Raw genomic sequence first — 21,753 nt, forward strand, 5'->3', positions numbered from 1 at the left:
TTAAATTGTTTCATACGTTTGGTATTCTTCTTTTCCGAGCGCAATTTTTGCCTGCGTTCGATCCTCTTCTCTTTGGAAACTAATTCGTAAAACTCCGAGCAATCCTTCTCGCGCTTCTAATATTTGCAAGTTCGTAATACTAATTTCTTCTTCTGCTAGAATGCTTGTGATATGGGCTAATGCCCCTACTTTATCTAAAACGTCGACGTATAAGTCGTGATAGGCAGGAATCGCCCCTCTTTTTCGAACTGGTAAAGAGTCACGATATTCTTTCGCATCTGCAAAATAACTTTGTATTTCTCCTGCATCTCCTTTAGAAACCGTCTTATATAGCTCTTCCATTTCTGAAATCCATTCTTCTAATAGTTCCAATAAATGCCCGCGATTTTGCTTTACGATATCACTCCACATTTTCGGACTACTTGATGCAATACGTGTTATATCTTTAAATCCGCCTGCCGCTAGTTGATGAATAAGCGGATTATCACCAGCATGTTTCTCAACTTGTTTTACTAATCCTGCTGCAATTAAATGTGGGAAATGACTAACTATTCCTGTTATATAATCATGTTCTTTTGTATTTAATACAAGAAAATGAGAGCCTGTTCCTTTTAACCATTCTTTTAGCTCGTCTACTTGATCCGCCTGCACGTGATTCATTGGCGTTAAAATGTAAAATGCGTTTTCAAAAAGGTGTGCCTTTGCACTTTCAACTCCTGTTTTGTGAGAACCTGCCATCGGATGTCCGCCGATAAATGAAACTTGCTTTGTTAATAAAGCTTCTGCTTCATTCATGATTGTCCCTTTCGTACTTCCTACATCGGTAACAATGACATCTTCTCGTAAATGAAATGATGCAAGTTTGTGTAACAACTTTTTCGTTTCTTCAACTGGAGAGGCAAATACAATTAAATTTGCCTCCTCACATGCACGCTGTAAATCTACTGCTACTTCATCAACTACATGTAATTCTTTTGCGCGCTCTACTTGCTCTTTAAATATGTCATAACCGATAATCGTTACATCGTGCTCTTTTTTAATCGCTAATGCAAGAGAGCCTCCTATTAATCCAGTACCGATTAATACTACCTTTTTACACATTTGCCTCATCTCGAGACTTACCTTTTTTATTTTCAAAGTGTTGTTTTAACACTGAAATCACTCCTTCATTTTGTTCCCTAGTTCCGATTGTAATACGGACACCATTTGGGAACGGACGAATAATAAACCCTGCATGCGCACAAGCTTCATAAATTTCCCCAGCATCATCTACCGGCAAGAAGATAAAGTTCGTTTGCGACGGATAAAATGGAATTTCATTTTCCGTACAAAAACTCTCGTATTGTTGTAATCCTTCTGTATTAACACGAACTATTTCTTCAATAAACGCTTCATCGTTAAAAGCAATCGTCGCTGCTTTTTGCGCTAATGAAGATACGTTAAATGGCAAACGTACGACATTTAATTTCTCGATTAACTCTTCCTGTCCAATCGCATAACCAACGCGGAAAGAAGCTAATCCGTACGCTTTAGAAAACGTTCTAAGTACAAGAATGTTGTTATGTTTTTCTAGAAGCGGTAATGTCTCAGGGAAATCTTTTGCTGTTACGTATTCATAGTACGCTTCATCAATGACAATTAACGTATTTTCACTAATGCTTTCAATGAATTGAGTCAATTTTCGCTCATTCACATATGTGCCTGTCGGGTTGTTCGGATTACAAATCCATACGATTTTTGTATGTTCATCAACTGCTGAAGAAATTTCATCTAGATCATATACACCGTTCTTTAAAGCAATTTCTTTCACTTCACAGCCTTCAATAATTGCATGATGACGGTACTGAGGGAATGTCGCGCCAGCAGTTACGATATTATCTCCTTTACAGAGCACTGCACGACTTATAATTTGAATGACTTCATCAAGTCCACTACCACAAAGCACTTGTTCCATTTGCACTTGTAATTTCTCTGCAATTGTTTGACGGAGTACTTCAGCACCTCCGTCAGGATATAAAGCATGTTCCTGCCACGATTTTTGTAATTCTCCTAAAACACGAGGTGAACAGCCAAATGGATTTTCATTTGATGCTAACTTAACAAATGAATGATTCCCGTATACTTCTTTCATTTGCTCTGGTGATTTACCTGGTTTATACGGTTGTAATGATGATAGTTGATCTTTTACTCGCATGTTAAATCCACCTTTTCATTAAAATTCTTTTGCGTATTTGTTATGTTGCGAAATATTTTGTTTTAGTAATTCCATGCGATCTTTTCCGAATTGCTCGACTAGTGCACCGGCAAGTTCCCATGCAACGACAGCTTCAGCTACAACACCTGCTGCTGGTACTGCACAGCTATCAGATCTCTCAATACTCGCTTGGAACGCTTCTTTCGTATCAATATCTACGCTTGCTAACGGTTTATATAATGTAGGAATTGGCTTCATTACGCCTCTTACGACAATTGGCATACCTGTTGTCATACCGCCTTCTAAACCGCCGGCATTATTCGTATTTCTCGTGTATCCTTTTTCTTCATCCCATAAAATTTCATCGTGCACTTTACTTCCCGGCTGTCTTGCCGCTTCAAAACCAATTCCGATTTCAGCACCTTTAAACGCATTCACGCTCATAATAGCACCGGCAAGTTTTGCATCTAATTTGCGATCGTAATGAACGTAGCTACCAACTCCAATTGGCATTCCTTCTGCAATGACTTCGACAATACCGCCTATAGAATCTCCGCTACTTTTCGCATCATCAATCGCATTCATCATCTCTTGTTCTACTTCTTTATCTAAACATCGAACTGGTGAATTTTCAGTTATCGTTTGAATTTCTTCAATTGGTAAGTTTGAAATACGCTTCGCTTGTACCCCACCAATTTCAAGAACATGCCCTGCAATTTCCACGCCTAATTCTTTCAAAATTTGTTTCGCAACTGCACCAGCAGCAACACGAACTGTCGTTTCTCTTGCAGAAGAGCGCTCTAATACGTTTCTTATATCACGATGACCGTATTTAATTGCCCCGTTTAAATCCGCATGTCCTGGACGTGGTTTCGTTATAGTACGTTTCATTTCTTTACTTTCTTGCTCCGAAATTGGTTCAGCACCCATTACTTTCGTCCAATGTTTGAAATCATCATTTTTTACGATTAACGTAATTGGTGAACCAAGTGTCATTCCGTGACGTACACCACTTGCAATTTCAACTGTATCTGTTTCAATTTGCATGCGTCTTCCGCGCCCATGCCCTTTTTGTCTTCTTAATAATTCTTTATTAATATGTTCCGCTGTTAATGTTAAACCTGCTGGTACACCTTCTAAAATAACTGTTAACTGCGGCCCATGTGATTCTCCAGCTGTAATGTATCTCATTTCTTTTGCCCCTTTACTATTTTTTTGTACAAAAAAGTCCCTACTGAGCGCTCAGTAGGGACGATGTTTATCGCGGTACCACCCTAGTTGTAGACTTCTTTCGTCTACCTCTCTTCTTCTTTAACGATCGTTTGACCGTCTTTCTCTCCAAAAGTTGGCGGGAAAGATGCTCCAAGGCTGTAATTCATGCTTACCTTTGTACTGATTCACACCGGCCATCAGCTCTCTTTAACAGTGAGATAAGCACTACTGTTTCCTCTTCAGCGCATTTATGATATGGAATTAAGATAATTTATTTTTGAAACCTTTTAACTCATCCATGAATCTATGGAATTCTGGAATATCCATTTGTTGCGCAGAATCTGATAACGCAACTGCTGGGTCTGGATGTACTTCCGCCATTACTGCATCTGCTCCAATTGCAAGTGCTGCTTTCGCTGTTGGTAATAGTAAATCTCTACGTCCAGTTGAATGTGTTACGTCAACGATAACTGGTAAATGTGTTTCTTTCTTTAAAATCGGAACTGCTGAAATATCTAATGTGTTACGTGTCGCTCTCTCGTATGTGCGAATACCGCGCTCACATAAAATAATTTGGTCGTTACCTTGCGCAATAATGTATTCCGCCGCATTAATGAACTCATCAATCGTTGCTGCTAACCCACGTTTTAGTAATACTGGCTTGTTAACTTTACCTACAGCTCGTAGTAAATCGAAGTTTTGCATGTTACGTGCTCCAACTTGAATTACATCAACGTATTCTAGCGCCATTTCAACATCGTTCGGATTTAAAATTTCACTAATAATCGCTAAGTCGAACTCATCTGCTACTTGGCGTAAAATTTGTAAACCTTCTACTCCTAAACCTTGGAAATCGTATGGAGATGTTCTCGGTTTGAAAGCACCACCGCGCATTAATTTTAAGCCTTGGTCTTTCATAGCTTGCCCTACTTGGCGAACTTGCTCTAAACTTTCTACCGCACAAGGTCCCATGATGAACGTTTGTGTTCCGTTTCCAATCAATTCACCTTTAACATTAACAATTGTATTTTCTTTTTTCTTTTTACGTGAAACTAGTAATGCTTTACGGTTATCATCTTCTTGTAATTCTAAGCTTGCTTTGAAAATCGTTTTGAAAATATGTTGAATCGTTGACGTTTCGAATGGTCCTTCGTTATGCTCTGCAAGCATATCAAGTACTTCACGCTCACGTACTGGATCAAAGCGTTTCGTACCTTGTACTTGTTTTTGCTCCCCAATCTTTTGAACGATTTCACCGCGTTTGTTTAATAGGTGTAATAATTGTAAGTTAATTTCATCTACCTGTTTACGTAATTGATCTAATTCGTGATTTGCCATTTGGAAATCCTCCTCTAATGTTTTAAAAGTATAGTAAGAGAATAAAAAATTCTCTATTTTCTGAACTGGTTAATTATACAAATTTAAAGTGGAATCGATACCTCTTCTTATTTTAAACTAATAATTACCATAAAGACACTAACTACTAGTTAATAAGCCACTTTTTTGTACAAAAAAGCCCTACTGATTCAATCAGTAGGGACGATATTTATCGCGGTACCACCCTAGTTGTAGACTTATTTCGCCTACCTCTCTTCATTGTTAACGATCAATGTGACCGTCTTTCCCTTCATAAAGATACATATCTTTACTACGAAAAAGATGCTCCAGGACTGTAATTCGCTCTTGTTTTTGTACTGGTTCGCACCAACCACCAGCTCTCTGTTACAGGGAAACAACAACTACTGCTTTTCCTTTCAATGCATGACTATTTTATTTTCAAGTTGGACCACTAAAATACAAAAAGTCCCTACTGAATAAATCAGTAGGGACGATATTTATCGCGGTACCACCCTAGTTGTAGACTAATTTTCCGTCTACCTCTCTTCACTGTTAACGATCATTTGACCGCTTTTCCTTCATAAAGACAATAGTATCTTTACTACGAAAAAGATGCTCCAAGACTGTAATTCATGATTATCCCTGTACTGGTTCACACCAACCACCAGCTCTCTGTTACAGTAAGACTAACCACTACTGTGATCTCTTCATTGCACTTTGTTTATTCAAATGTTTTTGAAATTGAATAAGTATGATTCGTATTATAGAACGCTTTTCAAAACACTGTCAATAACTTTTTATATATTTTTTAAAAATTCCACTTCCGCCCTATGATTCCTCTTGTAAATTCTCCGTTACGATTCCGATGCGAATTATTTCATTTTCTATTAAATTTAATACCTGTCTTTCTACTTCATACCTGGTTAATAGTTCTTTTATTTGTATGATCTCACTTTCAAGTAAATCGGCTTCTTGACACGTCTGCAGTAAAGTGAAAAACACATTTGCATACAATTCTTTATACGCTTTCATACGCTCTTTCTTTTCAAGTATCTCTATAAACAACTGTTTCATTTCTTCTTGATTAGATTGTCCTTCCACACCTTGAAATTTACTAGAAATAATATTTAATCCTTTTTCTAAAACCTCATCCATGCATAAAACAATACGTAAAAGCATCATATATTCTCTCGTTGTTATTACGCCCATTTTCGGACGTTCTCTTAAAAACACACTAAGCCACGCTGTCCAAAATTTTTGTTGTTCCTTACCACTTAACGTTTTTACGTAGTAGCATAAATACTGCATAAACTTAATTTTATTCTCTTCGTTTTCTTGCATCAAAAGTGGATATAACCAATCTGTTTTTTGCTCCCAATATAATACGCATTTAATAAATACAAAGCTAAGCCATTTTAAAAATGCTTCTCTCGTATATGGATGTAGTGCATCTAAATGTTCTACTGCATACTTAATATATCGTCTTATTTCTGTAAACAAAGGTAGATTAATTTGCGTATAACATAATCCCGCCCACGCATATTTCGTAAGCTCACTTTCTTTCTTTAAATCTAAGTAAGGTAGTACATTTTTCCGACACCATTGCTTCTCAATATGGTATAAAAACGTAATATCTGCTGTTAAACGCGCAAACATGAAGTTCGTTCTTTCCGAAGTAACCCTTACCTGCTCCTCAAATAAAAATAAATATTCATACACGTTGCGATCGTATAAATGATCATATGCTAGCAGTTTTAGTAATACAGCGGTCATCTTCCCAACAGGGTGCTGAATGGATTCATTGTAAAACTCTTGTTTTCCAATTTTAAAATCCGATTCCCCTCTCATAACTTGTGGAAGTACAGAAAAGGCAAAGCGTTTTACAATCCGTATACTATTTTCATCTAACTCTTCTAATCGATTACTAATTTCATATAAAAAACTACTAATTAACCAATGAAAAGCAGTATTTCTAACAAACTTCTGCAATAACGGAATGATCTTTTGAATTTGTTCATTCGTCAAATTCCGGTTATTTCGCCACTCTCTTATACACACAAACCATACTTCATTACTAATTTCGTGCACGCCTACTAGTTGATAAGCAAACGAAATACTCCACTCTACATTCAATTTACACGCTTTTGATAACATCTCTAAAAAATGGCGTTGTTCAAAAACACCGTCTCTTGAAAATTGCCGAACTTGCTCCATTATTTCATCGTCTTTCAGCTGCAGTAATCCATCAGCTGTTACATTGCATGTAATACGTTGTTCATTTGCCTCTTTCTTTGGAACACTGTATAAATCTGAAGAAAAATGGGGGTGTTTCTGTTTCATTAGCTCGTATCCTTCCGCCGTACACTTACTATTCGAATCACACGTGAATAGTAAGTCTAATACAAGACAAGCATCAAACGCCCTCTCTTCTGCAAGATACTCTAATACATGTTGAATTACTTCTTCTTTCGTTTCCTCTAAAGCATCTGCGTAATAATTCTTTAAAAGTTGAAACACTTCATGTTTACATGTGAAATCTAACAGAACATCTACATGTAACAACCACTTCAGTTTGTCATCCGCTGTAACGAATACATTATTAATCATTGCTTCAATTGCAATTCGCTTTTGAAGTACACTATCAGTTTCTATCATTTCTGTAATATAATGATTTGCTTTTTTCTCATTGTTTTCACATAAATATGTAAGACACTCTTTTACAATTTGAATTAAAAATGTAAAATCATTTTGCTGTAACTCCTGCTCTGAAATTTCTCTATCTCTTTTTTTCAGTGCATTTTGTCTTAATGACAATAGTTGTATTTTTTCTAACCCCGTAACCATAATCGGATTTGCGTAGTAAGTAATATGTGGTCTCATTTTCTCTTTCCAAATTCGCTCCACATGAGAAAAAATAGGCATCGGTATACGACTCGATTCCTCGAGTTCAATCGACTCTTGCGTATCATTTCCCCATTTTCTTACACGCTTCAATTTTAGTTTTCCATCTAAAATAAACGTTAGTAACAATAAAGCAATTTCTTTATGCTCTGGGAAAGAACATTTTTGCAGTAAGTATGAAATCATTTCAATAGAGCTACTATCTTTTTCTGCCGTTTCTAATATAAGCAATGTCCATTTTGCAAACAACAAAGGATCCATCGTTTCTTTCGTATCGTTCAAGTAAGTACAAATTATTCGCCACCATAACGGGGATATTTTAGAATGATTTTTAAAAATCAATTGAAATAGTTCTTTTTGATGACTAAATAGAAATTGCTCCACTAACCATTCCGCAAGCAATTCATCTACTTCATCATAATTTGCTGTAAGCAGAAATAAATTTCTTAGTTTCCCTTCTGCTTCAAGCCATTCCACCCATTCATAATCACGAGCAAATTCAACGAAGTACCGAACGGTTTCAATTTTTTTTATTGACTGTTTTATATAGGATAATTGCTCCTGCTCTACTGATGGAGGAACGGTTACAATATCACGAATACGCATTCTTTTCGTAATATAATTATCCCCCATTAATTCCGCCCACCGCTTCACCGCTTTCACAAGTGCCTGATGATTATTTGCTTTATTCGGATACACAATCGGTCTTATCCCTAAATGCTCCCAATGATATGTATTATCACCTTGTGCAACGAAAGCATAACGCCTTGTACTCGGTGGTAAGCCTGTTGCTAAATATTTCATTACAGGATCATTATGACTATACCCAACGAATAAAACAGTGTAATTTGAAAATAAATCAACTAAAAATCGTCTCGCCCATCCTTCTGTTAAGTAAGCCCTTCCAAAATCACCATCCGTTAAAATTAAAGCTTCTTTCTCTTGTTCTACATTCCCATGTATGTAAGCCAACCCTTTAAACGCTCTCCCTGTCGGTAAAGCAGGTGCATAATAAATATTCAGCTCTTTATTCATTTCTGTAATTACAGACGTAAAATGTTGATCAAAGTTTGTCGTTACAATTCGAACATCCGTATCTAACGGAAACAGCCTTGGAATCGCATAGTGTAATGGATTTGGTTTTGATTTTTCTATATTAACGAGGTCTCTTGCAACTTGATGCACATCTTTCGTTTTCGCAATTTTACCGAGATAATAATCGTGGGGTTCTGTCATCTCACGCCTTTCGACATATAAAGCTTTCGAAATTTCATCAACTAAATCATCGAAATTCGGTAAGTTTGATTTCCCCTTCATAGAAACTCCTGCTCCAACGAATAATACTAACTTACCTTGTTCAAGGTGATCGATTAACTCATCTGGAATTTCTACTTCTGAAGTTATCCACATCCCGGATTCCCCCTTACCTAAAAATGTCATACGCTCTCATTTCACTATAACATTTTTTAATTGTTTTTTTAATATTTAGATAAAATTTCAGCATGATAAAGTTTTATATAAATTAAACCGTTCCAATGTATGAACTCCTGCATTTATTGTAAAACTATGTATAAATGGGAGGTGTGAATATTGAATGATATTACTGTAATACTTATCAAATTTATATCATGCATCATCGCTTTTAGTATCGGACTAGCTCTATTTTTCCCAGCAACGCTCGTCCAAATCATTTCTTTTAGTCTCTTCGTCACAATCGTTTCTTATATGTTTGTTGATAAAATTATTTTAAACCGAATTGGCAATTCCGCTGCCATTATGACGGATTTCTTACTTACGTACTTAAGTGTTTGGATTTTCGGTAATATTTTATTAGACAACTACATGCAAATTGCATGGGGCAGTATCCTTTCTGCCATCGTCTTTACATTATCAGAAGTAATCGTCCATCGCTTTTCTAATTCCCACACAAGGCACAGCAATGATAACATTCGAATTAATCGCCGGTTTGCATATGGCACGGAGTTTGCTGAAGAACAGAATGTGTTGGATAAAGATAAGAAGAAATAAAGCCATAATTACTGGTGCAAAAAAGTAGCTGTCTCATCAGTCGAATTTTTGACGATGTGGCGCTCCTTTTTGTTTTTTGTACTATCAATACGGTGAATGAAATTATATCAACGATTTTGGAAATATATCTATCGTAACTCTAATTATATCAACGATTCGACAAGAAATATCGATTTATCGACAACGTTTGATAGCCTATCTTCAAATAAAAAAGCTGCCCCATTAAGAGACAGCAACTTCTGTAATTACGCTTTTACTTTTAAATCTTTTAACGTAATAACATCTGCAAATGATCCAAATACAACATTATGATGTTTTACAATATCTTCAGCGCGTAATACATCTGTGTCAAATGTGCTATGGGCATCACTTACTAACGTTACTTTATATCCTTCACTAAATGCTCTACGCGTTGTTGTATCCACACAATACTGTGTTTGCATTCCTGAAATAATAACGTGTTCAATGCCTTTTTCTTGTAACACTTCGTTTAAGTTCGTCTCATGGAATGAATCTGGCGTCGTCTTTTCAACGATATTGTCCCCTTCTTGCGGAGCAATCGCCGCATGCACTTTCCAGCCATCTGTACCTTTTTCTAACGGATGATCTTTTGGCCCGTTATGTTGTACATAAATAACCGGAATACCATTTGAACGACATTCCCCAATGAGCTCTTGCAACGTTTCTAAAAACTTTTCCCCATTATGTACTGGGATTCCTGCTGTATACATACCCGCTTGCACATCAATAACTAGTAATGCCTTTTTCATTTCACACAGCTCCCTTTATTTTTATAAGCCCCTGCATATTTATTATAATTGTTTATATTCTACCATCCAACAATCTTCTAATTTCCCCTCATGCAGTTCATGTTTCTTTAATATCTTCACCTTTTTAAATCCGCATTTTGCATAACAGCTTATCGCACGTTCATTATTTACTCTAGGATCCATCGCGATTGCTTCCGCACCCAATTTCTCCATAATGTATGTAATAGCTGCTTGAACAAGTTTTGTTCCAATTCCTTTTCCCCAAAAGATCGGTTCACCGATAAATTGGTCCATTCCCCATACATTCTGCGATTCTTCATATCCATATAACGCTTTCCATTCAGAATCAACTGGATACATTTGAATGTAACCGATTGGAACGGCATCAAATTCTATTAAACATCTTTTTTCATGACCGTTTGGATGATGTATAAAATGATTAAGTACCTTTTCTACAGGTTGCGGATTATCTCGTCCTTCGTAATACTGCAGGACTTCTGGATCTGTTAGCCATTTTGAAATGATAGGTGCATCGTTTTTTATTACGTATCTAACTAATAATTGTCCCTTTTGGAATAACATAGGTCACCTCCTTATTAGTTACTCTTATAATAACTTTTCTATATGCGGATAGTAAATTTTTCAAACAGCTTTACTTGCATAATCCCACAATAAGAAATTATTCTGTTCAACCTACACTGAGTATCATAAACTATTATTTAACTAACTAAAAGAATGTTTCCCATAATGAAGTTCTTTTGTAACAGGACCTAAAAAACTAAAACAATTTGGAGATGAGACTTTGAAATCAACATTAATTATTCTTCGAGGAAACTCCGCAAGTGGCAAAACAACAATCGCAAAAGAACTGCAAGAGCATTTCGGGCAAGGAACACTTCTAGTCTCACAAGACGTTGTGCGCAGAGATATGCTAAAAGTTCACGATACAATGGGTAACTTATCTCATGATTTACTATTTGAAATTACGAAGTACGGAAAAGGAAAATGTGAATTTGTTATTTTAGAAGGAATACTAAACAGTCGTAGGTACGGTAATATGTTAAGAGAATTAATACATTATTTCGAAGGAAACGCTTATACATATTATTTTGACTTATCACTTGAAGAAACGATTAGACGTCATAATACTAGAGAAAAACGACTTGAATTTGGAAAAGATTTATTGAGTAAATGGTATAACCCACACGATACAATTGAGGTTAATAGAGAGACTGTTTTTACAGATGATTTCACGCAAAGAGATATATTTCATGCGATTATTACTGATGTTACGATACAAAAATAAGACTGACTCTTTTTGTCAGTCTTATTTTATTATGTTCCTTGTATTTCAGTTTTCATAACGGAACAATCTTTACATAAGTAATAATATATATTCATCTCACCGAACAGAAAATCAACTACTGAAATAAGTTCCCGTTCTTCAAGGTCTTGTGTAATTGTAGCAACATATTTCATCTCTTTCGAACAAGTTGGACATCCTAAATCTTCTGGAACATCATCGTATAGGGGCGCTCCTAACAATCTACATACATATTCCGAACCGAATAAGTCAAAAGCTTCCCAGTAACTATCTTCATCAGTAGGTATATCTTCATTTTTCATATTCGTTAGCTTTACATTAGTTTTTGGAAGATTGACCGGTAGCTTATACTCAGCTTCCATAATCCACTCTTCCGTATTGTCTTGTTTTATTATTTGTACCGTTTTGCCCCCATTACTTAATTGAAAATATTGCGGCTCCCACACCATCGCACAATTCAAGCAAGAGATGAATGGTAATACAATCAATTCATCATTTTTAAGTTCAGCAAGTTTCTCATCTTTCAAATCAAAACAAAAAATTTGATGCATTTTCTCACCGCATAACTTACACAATGGTACTTCACAATCTTGACCACCGAAATAATGATTATATGAATCTTTCCCTTCCATTACTCTATACCCTTTTATTCCATCCCAATGTTCGCCATATAATTCCATTGTCATATTCTATCCTCTTCTCGCTTATAAAGGTAATCCTCGATACTAATCTTTTAATAACTTTCGGTACATAAAACATTTTTTATTGTTGCTAATCATCATTTTTCTCATTCTTATCACCGTTATCTTTTTGGTATGAATACGATAATAAAATAATAACAATTTACAAGAAGACTGAGTTCTGTATCCATTCTGACACTATAGGGATTTGGAACGTTATAAACCCTAGTGTAAGACTAAATAAAACAATTACTATTTTATGAATATTTTTTCCTATTTATCTAATTGTATTTTAATAGTGATAGAAGAACAATATGGTTGTCAGAAATACAAATAAGGATTATATAATTCAATAGGGTTACTTTTACTGCTCACGGTACTCAGCAGCAAAATTAAGGTTTTATTCTTTTACATATCCTTCGAATTTTTCCAATGAATCACATTAAGGTAAAAAATATAAGCCAGTCTCAATAAAGAGAACTGACTTCTATTTGGATAACCATTATTATAAAACTTTTACTTTAACAGTTTGTCTTCCCCAGTTCATAGCTTTACTTTTTGAACCCATTAAAACATCAATACGATTTCCTTTAATAGCACTACCAGTATCACCAGCAATAGCTTCTCCATAACCTTCTACCCATACTTTAGATCCTAATGGGATTACCTTCGGATCTACTGCAATAATTCTCATATTAGGATTTACCGTTAAATCATGACCCATCGCAGTTAAAACGCGTCCACCATATGTACCATTTTCACTTGGATCAGCAGTATATGCTGTCGCTACTACCGTTAATTCACGTTTAGCAGACTGTGTGTTATTTTTAGATACTTCTTGTGTCTTTGTTGCTTCTTTTGCTTGCGCTTCTTCTTTCGCTTTTTCTATTTCTCGTGCTTGCGCTTCTTTCTTAGCCTTTGCTATTTCCTGCGATTTTGCTTTTGCTTTTTCTATTTCTCGTACTTTTGCTTCTTCCTTAGCCTTTGCTATTTCTTGTGCTTTTGCTTCTTCCTTAGCCTTTGCTATTTCTTGTGCTTTTGCTTCTTCCTTAGCTTTTGCTATTTCTTGTGCTTTTGCTTCTTCCTTAGCTTTTGCTATTTCTTGCGCTTTCGCTTCTTCTTTTACTTTTTCTATTTCTTGTACTTTTGCTTCTTCCTTGGTCTTTACTATTTCTTCTGCTTTCATTTCTTCCTTAACTTTTACTCTCTCTGTTACTTTCGCTTCTTCTTTAGGCTTTACTATTTCTTCTGCTTTCGTTTCTTCCTTAACTTTTACTCTCTCTGTTACTTTCGCTTCTTCTTTAGGCTTTACTATTTCTTCTGCTTTCGTTTCTTTCGCTTTTGCTATTTCTTGTACTTTTGCTTCTTTCTGCGTTTTTACTTCTTCCTTTGCTTTAACTGCTTTTTGTACTTTCGCTACTCGCTTCGTTTTCTCTTCAGCTTTCTTTTCAATTGGTGCTGTACTTGATAGGAAAGAAACATTTGCATAAGCTGTTTTTCCTTTATACTCAAATTGCAGCCATCCGTCTTTTACTTGATGAGTTGATTCAATTACATCATCTTGTTTCAGTCTGCCAAGAATTTCTGATTCAGTGTTTGCTTCAGAACGTACATTTAATAGGTTTGCTGTTACATGGTAAATATCTTTTGTAAACTCCGAACTTACAAATACTTCTTTACCATTTAACTCAATTTTTGACCATCCTTCTTCAGTATGTATGACCTTTAACTTTTGTCCTTCTTTTACTTTTTCGACAACTTTTGATTCCGTAGTTGGCTTTTCACGTACGTTGAGTACATCCGCTGTTACGATAGTTTCTGCGATAGCAGATGTGGTAAAAGCCCCCAATCCAAGAACTGTTGCTGTTGCTGCGCCAATTATTTTTTTCATATTAGCCTCCATTGCGTTTTTTTGAGTTCTATCAAATGCTTCCATAAAATTAGGGAATTCCACAGAGTATCAAAACATTTGTAACAGTATATTAATACAACTTAATATACTGTTTTTAAAACTTTCTACTCCAATATTATCAAATTTTCATTTCTAATTCTATACATTATAAATCTACGTATCTTCTATAAACTCTTCATGACCTTCTACTTTACACTAGATTGTTGTCGCAATTCCTGCCAAAAATAAACTTACAATTGCTAAAAATGGCGTTCCAGCTATTGCACCTCTTAAGTGAAACTTATAGTCTTTATATCCTTTCATTTCCTCAGTACTAGGAATAACAACAAACCTCGGAGTAATCCAGCAAAATATAAGCCAATCGATTATTAATAAATCTACTAAATTGAAAATCATTACAATCCCAAAAGTATGTAAATAGGCCTCAATATACAATAATTTTCCATGGTGATGTAGTATATATGTAGAAACTAAAGGCGTTCCGAAGAGAATAATATTGTAAATAATTCCGAAATAAAACGTTTGTTTTTTTTCATTTATCGATTTTGGCAAAACTACTTTTTGAATATCTTTCGGATAATCATTTAACCAAAGGCGAGGATTATAATATATAGACCCTAATATCATAATAGACAGTATAAAAGACATGGAAATACCGACAATCACCATTTGTTCAAATTGCCCCACAAATGTCCCTCCTTATTTGAAATTTTGACGTACGTAATTCACTTAATTAGACATTGTATGCATGTTATGACTTAAAAATTATCTAATACCATTAATAAAATTTTTTCATTACAATCCGCTTTTTCCTAACGTCCATTCTTATTTCTTGCAATATGGTTGCAAATTTAATAAAGTGAACATCTAATTAGTGTTGTTGAATTTCGCTAATTATTACAGAGTACATATTTTTAAATTTACATAAAGATAGGATTGGTGAAACGAATGAAAATCGAACATATAGCAATTTGGGTAAATGATTTAGAATTAATGCGTACTTTCTATACAAAGTACTTTAACGGTAAAGCAAACTCTTTATATCATAATGAAGCGAAACACTTTGAATCTTATTTTATTACGTTCGAATCTGGAGCGCGCCTTGAAATTATGCGTAAGAAAGGCATAGAAAACGAGCCTAACCTAAATATAACTGGCTATGCACATATGGCTTTCTCTGTTGGTAGTGAAGAACGTGTAAATGAACTAACAAAAACGTTAAAAGAAGCTGGTTATCCTTTATTAAATGGACCACGTTTCACTGGAGATGGCTATTACGAAAGTGTAATAAGCGATCCGGAAGGCAATCAAATTGAAATTACGATTTAACTTATCTTTTTCTTTTCTGAAGAACAAATGAAAATTAGTTTGGAGGAATACTATGCAAAATCTATATTTTAATAAATTTGAAGCGACAGACTTCAATTTATATTTCCAACTCGTATCAAATAAAGAAGTGATGGCGCAAATTACTGAGCGCGCTATTCCTTTAGACGAGGCGCAAAATGACTTTAAAAAATTGTTAAAACGCAATGAAAAGCATCAACTATTCGGCTCCTATAAAGTGTATGACTCTATTACAAATGAATTTATCGGCCTTGGACATGTAACAGTGAATGAAGATAATGTAAAAGAAGCTGAAATTGGGTATATGATTTTGCCAGAGCACTGGGGAAAAAGATATGGTAGTTATATTGCAAGAGAATTAATTGAAATAGCGAAGCAGACAGATGTAAACGTACTAAAGGCAATTATCGATCCAAATAATATCTCCTCTCGAAAAATATTAATAAACGTTGGTTTTACATCAGATGTAGTTTGTGAGATTGATGGATTACCTGGGGAAATTTTAAGTATATATATTTAACTTTATTAAGGCAATGCTACATTTGAACTAACCGTAGCACTGCCTTTATCTTTTTTTATTATAAAAGTCCCATTTTCACCTTAATACGAGATAAATCACTATTTCTTTATCTCGTCTACTACACTTTGAACTAAAGAGATAAGAGCTTTCTTTGTATCCTCATCTGTTACTTTTGCATCATCACTAAATTTAGTTCGCACAGATGGGATTAATAACGAGCCATTTTGAACGACAATTGTATCTAGCATACCTAGTGTAAGTAATAAAGATTCATGGGCTTTATCCCCTCCCGCAATTGATGGTGAAGCTGTTATAATAGCCACTGGCTTTTTATAAAGTTCCGCTGATGAAACAAGCCATTCTAAAGCATTCTTCAAAACTCCTGGAATACTTTTTGCATACTCTGGTGTACAAATAATAAGTGAATGTGCTTCACTTATTGTCTTTCGAAATTCTTCAACAACAACCGGTGCTCCAACTCGATCTACATCCGGATTAAAATGAGGTAGTTCCTCTATCCCATTATAAATAGTGTAATCTATACCTTCTGGAATAAATGCTGCTAAAGTTTTTAATATGTTTGTGTTGGATGATCCTTCCCTAATACTTCCTGAAATCGCTATGATTTTTTTGTGTATACTCATATGATCCCCTCCTACAAACATCATACTTATGCAGTCAGAGAAAAATCAAAAATATTGAACTATTTAACAAGCTGTACATTCATCAATTTTGACATCTTGCTTTTGATTCCCTAATAAAAATACTACTGTCTATAAATATCTTTACTTGTTAATTTATAAATAACTCGAAAGGCTCCTTGGTCCCCAGACTCCATTTTATACAGCCATTCTTTTAATTCTACTTCATCCAAAATTACGTTCCCCTCTCATGATCTTTCACACTATATTCGCCCGTTTCTCACAAAAGGTTCATTTTACATAAAAATTTATTTATTACAATGAAAATATACTATATATTTTACAGAAAGGAGGATTCGTATAATGAACAAAGAAGACAAACTTTATGCTGAAAATGTATTAAAACATCTCTTCATAGGAGCACAAGTTGATGGATTGCAATTTGGTATTTCTCCAGCAACTATAAAGATTCATTTTACAAATTTTGAAGCTGCAGTTGACTATGATGGGCAATTATATGTCAACATCGAATCGAAATGGTTTTTATTTATTAATCCACCAGAAAAGTACCCTTCTAATGAGGAGGAATTTGACGATTATACTGAGGAGGAAGAATATAAGAGAATTTTTGAAGTAAGAAGACAAAAAGTTACAAACATACAACTTGCTAATGAATCTCCGCATTTATTTATAACATTTGAGAACGGACAAATCATGTTTGTAAATGGTTTTCATAATCACTATGAATGCTGGCAAGCTGGGGTCCAATTTGAGGATTGGCTTGTAGTTGCTGCACCTGGAAATGAAATCGTTACTTGGACTCCCGATGAATTTACTAATAAATAAGCTGTCAGAAATCACAATATAAAAAGTATATCTTGCACAAGGGGCAACAGATTTACGTAAATCAATTGATGGACTAGCGACTGTTGTAAAAGAAGAATTTGAAATTTAAAATCACCTCGTTTTAACAGGAAAAAGTGGCATTTTTACTATTTCTAATGTTCGCTAATACTTATTGTGTGATTTGGTTCCATTGCTACACAAACCCCAATACCCACCCTTAACTTGATGGGCATGTATAGTGCCCCCTATTAGCATCAACGAGAAGGAATAGACCTTGTAAAAAAACATTTATAATTCCACTGATACGCAGAAAAATAAAAAGAGAATAATTCAGAAATTCCCTATGAATCATTCTCTTTTTATTTTCATATTTTAACATGCTGGATATGCCTTAGAACCCAAATAACGTTCTTTTACAAGTTGACGATGATGAAGCTCATGACCAGCAATTATGTTTGCTAATGCAAGAACCGTGACTTCAGAATTGTTCGCAATTCCCCTTTGTAACCAAGCTTCTTTATCTAAACTTTTAAGCAAATGCATAGTAGATTGGCGAACAACTATTAAATTCTCAAGAAGATCTTGCATAGATTGCTTATCAAAAGCTGCTCTAAGAACATACATATCATCGTTATATCCAGGAAGTTCTGCTGTCTCGCCTCTTGCTATGGAAAGCAATCGATACGCCATAATACGTTCAGTATCCGCAATATGACCGATTACTTCTTTGATACTCCATTTATTAGGAGCATATCTAAAATGTCCCTCACTATCAGAAATATCCTTCAACAAAAGATTCGTTTCCTTCATTTGTTGCTCTAGAATATGTATGATATCTCCATCTGGTATTAAGTTTATGTACGTTGAATAATACGGGTTATATTCATTTGCCTCTGGTCTCTTTTGCATGCTTATCATCCTTTTTATTTTATCCTTATATACAACTTATCATAAATTATTATCATATTAATCAAAAAAAATAATTTTAAAACAAAAGGTCCCCATCCTATAGGATTACATTAACAAAGCGGCTTATCCCCAAGCCCCCAACTAAACCATCTCCCATGCCCTTCCGTTTCCCCAACCGTTTCACAATATTCGTTTCCGTTAATATAATAATCAATATGAAGGTCCCGGTCCCACATGTTGTTATATAGGTGGAATACATCACGTTTTGCACCTATTTCTTTAATTTGTTTTTCTAGCTTATGTTTTACATTTTCATGTATTTGATTTGCGACGTGTGTATGGAAAATGCAGATTACAGCATCTTCCCTTATTTGATTTACAATGGCTGGAAGAAGTGCTACACCTTCCCCTTCAATTAATTGTACTGATTTTTCTTTTACAAGCGTTGCTGCTTGATCGAATAGTTCAAGTCTTTCTTTATGTTCTGGCCAAATAAGCGCGCGTAACCATAAATAATCTTCTTCATCATTTAAATTATTCACATGTAAATCTAGTCCGATTCTTTCCATAACAGGTGGACTTTGTTTTAAAAAGGAGGGCTTCTTTTCCCCTTTTATTTCTGATTGTAAATGAACATTTGATTGTCTATTTCCATACATTTCTTCCGTTCCATATGAATAACGATATTGATCCCAAAATAGTTGTAATCCCGCACTTGTACCAATTTCTATTAACGCCAATGGTTTGTTCACTTTATTAAATATGTAACAGAAACTTGGATATAAATAGGCACATCGTCTTACTTCATTCGTTTGAACAAGTTTCGTTTGTAATAAAGAGATAATTTCTTCTCGATATACATGGCAAAAATCTTTAAATTGGTAAAAGGCATTTTCAAAATTTATATCAGCATTTTCAACTAAACTTTGATAATAGTTTTTTAAACTGTTCTCTTTTCCTTTTAACAATAAATAATGGACTGCACCTAATAATAAGTTTGGGACTGGTTGACCAGGTTGTGCGTAGGAAGCTAACGTAAGAACTTCCTCATCTTCAGAAATTTTTATTGATAAATATTCGTATAAGTCACTAGATCCTTTACATTCATTCACAGAAAAGTTTCGAAATAAGTTTGCGACTTGTTCTTTTGTAAGCATTGGTATCCCTCTTTGATTATTTTCAGAATAATCTTATCATTTATTTGTTATTTACTCTATTTTTTCAAATTAGATGTCACGAAAATAGAATTTTACTAGCTTCCAAAGATAAAACATAAAAATAGAAGTTTTTTTGACATAACATCAAACTGGAATTCTTCTCCAAATCCCGCTTTACTACTATGCTTTTTACCCTTATGACAGAAGAATTCTATGAAATAAAACGTTAAATAGTTTAAAATTATCAGATAACACTAGATATTTTAGTCTATTAATTATTATAATAGACTATGAGATGGTTATATAATTGAGACAAAAAAGGTAAGTACCTAGGTGGGGCCTAGGCGGTGTTTTCTTTTTACGGCTTAGATATAAAAACACCTACTCTTTTTTGCCAATATAGGGGATGGAGAGATTATCATGAGCAACATGCAGCAAAAAACAGACGTTATCTTAATTGGCGCAGGAATTATGAGCGCAACGTTAGGATCATTACTGAAAGAATTGGCACCTGAATGGGAAATTAAAGTATTTGAAAAACTCGCAAATGCCGGAGAAGAAAGTTCTAACGAATGGAATAATGCCGGTACAGGACATTCTGCGCTATGTGAGCTTAACTATACATCCGAAAAATCCGACGGATCTATAGATATTGGTAAAGCTGTAAAAGTTAATGAACAATTTCAACTTTCAAGACAATTCTGGGCGTATCTTGTAAAAAGAAATTTAATTCGTAATCCACAAGATTTTATTATGCCACTACCTCATATGAGTTTGGTACAAGGGGAAAAAAATGTAGAGTTTCTAAAAAAACGTTTTGAAGCGCTTTCAAAAAACGCTCTATTCCAAGGAATGGAATTTTCTGATGCACCTGACACATTAAAAAAATGGCTTCCACTCATTATGGAAGGTCGTAATTCTAATGAACCTATGGCTGCAACGAAAATTGACTCTGGAACAGATGTTAACTTCGGTGCGTTAACGCGCATGTTATTTGATTACTTAAAAACTAAAAATGTTGAGCTAAACTACAAACATAGTGTTGAAAATATTAAACGCACGAAGAATGGTTTGTGGGAAGTAAAAGTACATGATATGAATAGTGGCAAAATCGAACATCATACTGCAAAATTCGTCTTTATCGGCGGCGGTGGCGGTAGTCTACCTCTACTTCAAAAGACTGGTATTCCTGAGTCAAAACATATTGGAGGATTCCCAGTAAGTGGACTATTTATGGTATGTAAAAACCAAAAAATTGTAGAGCAGCATCATGCAAAAGTATACGGAAAAGCTAAAGTTGGTGCTCCACCAATGTCTGTACCTCACCTTGATACGAGATATATAGACAATAAAAAAGCTTTACTGTTTGGACCATTTGCAGGCTTCTCACCTAAATTCTTAAAAACTGGCTCAAACCTTGATTTAATTGGTTCTGTAAAACCGAATAACGTCTTAACGATGTTAGCAGCCGGTGTAAAAGAAATGGGATTAACAAAATACTTAATCCAACAAGTTATGTTATCACACGAAAAGCGTATGGAAGAATTACGTGAGTTTATTCCGAACGCTAAAAGTGAAGATTGGGATACTGTCGTTGCTGGACAACGTGTGCAGGTAATTAAAGATACTGATGCAGGTGGTAAAGGAACACTTCAATTTGGTACAGAAGTTGTTAGTGCAAATGACGGATCAATCGCTGCGTTACTTGGTGCTTCTCCAGGTGCTTCTACTGCGGTTCACGTTATGCTTGAAGTATTAGAAAAATGCTTCCCAGAACGTATACTAGAATGGGAGCCAAAGATAAAAGAAATGGTCCCTTCTTACGGCGTGTCACTTACGGAAAATCCAAGACTGTTCCAAGAGCTTCACGCTTCAACAGGACGCACACTTGGGTTAAATGAAAAAGAAGCTGTTCACAATTAATGAATAGACTAAAAAAACGACATAATAAAAACGTCCGATATATTCGGACGT

General features: G+C 34.9%; 19 protein-coding genes, 2 pseudogenes and 3 other annotated features. Of the genes and pseudogenes, 7 read left to right on the forward strand and 14 right to left on the reverse strand.

Annotated elements, in window-relative coordinates; translation table 11 throughout:
- The 5 genes from tyrA to NSS97_RS15170 all read right to left on the reverse strand — a co-directional run bounded on the left by tyrA (position 1) and on the right by NSS97_RS15170 (position 9,085).
- Positions 1-1,101: a prephenate dehydrogenase gene (tyrA, locus tag NSS97_RS15150; RefSeq protein WP_341113160.1), complete on the reverse strand. Its 1,101-nt coding sequence runs from the start codon at positions 1,099-1,101 to the stop codon at positions 1-3.
- Complete coding sequence (gene hisC / locus NSS97_RS15155) at positions 1,094-2,194, reverse strand: histidinol-phosphate transaminase (RefSeq protein ID WP_002066031.1); 1,101 nt, start codon at positions 2,192-2,194, stop codon at positions 1,094-1,096. The genes tyrA and hisC overlap by 8 nt, the downstream gene beginning before the upstream one ends.
- A gap of 18 nt (positions 2,195-2,212) precedes the next feature.
- Entirely contained in the window at positions 2,213-3,385 is a 1,173-nt protein-coding gene (gene aroC, locus NSS97_RS15160; protein WP_002013434.1) for a chorismate synthase, read from the reverse strand.
- 53 nt (positions 3,386-3,438) lie between these two features.
- Positions 3,439-3,658: a binding site (T-box leader), on the reverse strand.
- Positions 3,659-3,667: 9 nt separating this feature from the next.
- Positions 3,668-4,744 carry a bifunctional 3-deoxy-7-phosphoheptulonate synthase/chorismate mutase gene (locus NSS97_RS15165; RefSeq protein ID WP_002013433.1) on the reverse strand — a complete coding sequence of 359 codons (1,077 nt, stop codon included), beginning with the start codon at positions 4,742-4,744 and terminating at the stop codon, positions 3,668-3,670.
- A gap of 194 nt (positions 4,745-4,938) precedes the next feature.
- Positions 4,939-5,173: a binding site (T-box leader), on the reverse strand.
- Positions 5,174-5,227: 54 nt separating this feature from the next.
- Positions 5,228-5,464, reverse strand: a binding site (T-box leader).
- Positions 5,465-5,572: 108 nt separating this feature from the next.
- Positions 5,573-9,085: a DUF4020 domain-containing protein gene (locus tag NSS97_RS15170; RefSeq protein ID WP_341113163.1), complete on the reverse strand. Its 3,513-nt coding sequence runs from the start codon at positions 9,083-9,085 to the stop codon at positions 5,573-5,575.
- Between the two features lie 150 nt (positions 9,086-9,235).
- On the opposite strand from NSS97_RS15170, the gene NSS97_RS15175 reads away from it, so the two are divergent.
- On the forward strand, positions 9,236-9,673 hold the full coding sequence (locus tag NSS97_RS15175) for a YndM family protein (protein ID WP_002168161.1): 438 nt from the start codon (positions 9,236-9,238) through the stop codon (positions 9,671-9,673).
- Positions 9,674-9,918: 245 nt separating this feature from the next.
- Here the strand turns inward: NSS97_RS15175 and NSS97_RS15180 are convergent, their stop codons facing one another.
- On the reverse strand, positions 9,919-10,443 hold the full coding sequence (locus NSS97_RS15180) for a cysteine hydrolase family protein (RefSeq protein ID WP_044438254.1): 525 nt from the start codon (positions 10,441-10,443) through the stop codon (positions 9,919-9,921).
- A 42-nt stretch (positions 10,444-10,485) separates the two neighbouring features.
- A complete protein-coding gene (locus tag NSS97_RS15185; RefSeq protein ID WP_341113164.1) occupies positions 10,486-11,025 on the reverse strand; it encodes a GNAT family N-acetyltransferase in 540 nt (179 codons plus the stop codon).
- Positions 11,026-11,245: 220 nt separating this feature from the next.
- Here NSS97_RS15185 and NSS97_RS15190 point away from each other — a divergent pair, with 220 nt between their 5' ends.
- Positions 11,246-11,749: a kinase gene (locus tag NSS97_RS15190; protein ID WP_341113167.1), complete on the forward strand. Its 504-nt coding sequence runs from the start codon at positions 11,246-11,248 to the stop codon at positions 11,747-11,749.
- Positions 11,750-11,778: 29 nt separating this feature from the next.
- On the opposite strand, the gene NSS97_RS15195 is transcribed toward NSS97_RS15190, so the two are convergent.
- From NSS97_RS15195 to NSS97_RS15205, 3 genes are all read right to left on the reverse strand, one after another.
- Positions 11,779-12,453 (reverse strand): hypothetical protein, encoded by a 675-nt coding sequence (locus tag NSS97_RS15195; protein ID WP_044438251.1) that lies wholly within the window; start codon positions 12,451-12,453, stop codon positions 11,779-11,781.
- A gap of 499 nt (positions 12,454-12,952) precedes the next feature.
- Positions 12,953-14,338 (reverse strand): cell wall-binding protein EntB, encoded by a 1,386-nt coding sequence (entB, locus tag NSS97_RS15200; RefSeq protein WP_341113170.1) that lies wholly within the window; start codon positions 14,336-14,338, stop codon positions 12,953-12,955.
- Between the two features lie 216 nt (positions 14,339-14,554).
- Positions 14,555-15,046 carry a nitroreductase gene (locus tag NSS97_RS15205; RefSeq protein ID WP_341113171.1) on the reverse strand — a complete coding sequence of 164 codons (492 nt, stop codon included), beginning with the start codon at positions 15,044-15,046 and terminating at the stop codon, positions 14,555-14,557.
- Positions 15,047-15,307: 261 nt separating this feature from the next.
- Between NSS97_RS15205 and NSS97_RS15210 the strand changes: the two genes are divergently transcribed.
- Positions 15,308-15,688: a VOC family protein gene (locus NSS97_RS15210; RefSeq protein ID WP_201065503.1), complete on the forward strand. Its 381-nt coding sequence runs from the start codon at positions 15,308-15,310 to the stop codon at positions 15,686-15,688.
- A gap of 52 nt (positions 15,689-15,740) precedes the next feature.
- Positions 15,741-16,226: a GNAT family N-acetyltransferase gene (locus tag NSS97_RS15215; RefSeq protein WP_341113173.1), complete on the forward strand. Its 486-nt coding sequence runs from the start codon at positions 15,741-15,743 to the stop codon at positions 16,224-16,226.
- 98 nt (positions 16,227-16,324) lie between these two features.
- Here the strand turns inward: NSS97_RS15215 and NSS97_RS15220 are convergent, their stop codons facing one another.
- Positions 16,325-16,870, reverse strand: coding sequence for an NADPH-dependent FMN reductase (locus tag NSS97_RS15220; protein WP_341113175.1), 546 nt, complete (start codon positions 16,868-16,870; stop codon positions 16,325-16,327).
- Between the two features lie 90 nt (positions 16,871-16,960).
- Positions 16,961-17,100 (reverse strand): annotated as a pseudogene (locus NSS97_RS15225) (sigma-70 family RNA polymerase sigma factor); the annotation flags it as partial.
- Between the two features lie 130 nt (positions 17,101-17,230).
- Between NSS97_RS15225 and NSS97_RS15230 the strand changes: the two are divergent.
- Both NSS97_RS15230 and NSS97_RS30510 read left to right on the forward strand, forming a co-directional pair.
- Complete coding sequence (locus NSS97_RS15230) at positions 17,231-17,713, forward strand: hypothetical protein (RefSeq protein WP_044438245.1); 483 nt, start codon at positions 17,231-17,233, stop codon at positions 17,711-17,713.
- A gap of 34 nt (positions 17,714-17,747) precedes the next feature.
- Positions 17,748-17,822: pseudogene (locus NSS97_RS30510) on the forward strand (hypothetical protein); the annotation flags it as partial.
- A 263-nt stretch (positions 17,823-18,085) separates the two neighbouring features.
- Here NSS97_RS30510 and NSS97_RS15235 read toward each other — a convergent pair.
- Positions 18,086-18,622: a DinB family protein gene (locus NSS97_RS15235; protein WP_016101170.1), complete on the reverse strand. Its 537-nt coding sequence runs from the start codon at positions 18,620-18,622 to the stop codon at positions 18,086-18,088.
- A 110-nt stretch (positions 18,623-18,732) separates the two neighbouring features.
- Entirely contained in the window at positions 18,733-19,779 is a 1,047-nt protein-coding gene (locus NSS97_RS15240; RefSeq protein WP_341113178.1) for a DUF2332 domain-containing protein, read from the reverse strand.
- Between the two features lie 420 nt (positions 19,780-20,199).
- Between NSS97_RS15240 and NSS97_RS15245 the strand changes: the two genes are divergently transcribed.
- Entirely contained in the window at positions 20,200-21,702 is a 1,503-nt protein-coding gene (locus NSS97_RS15245; protein ID WP_044438243.1) for a malate:quinone oxidoreductase, read from the forward strand.
- Positions 21,703-21,753 lie beyond the last annotated feature (51 nt).

Origin of the sequence: Bacillus sp. FSL R12-0074 (assembly GCF_038005725.1) — a bacterium.
GTDB lineage: Bacteria > Bacillota > Bacilli > Bacillales > Bacillaceae_G > Bacillus_A > Bacillus_A mycoides.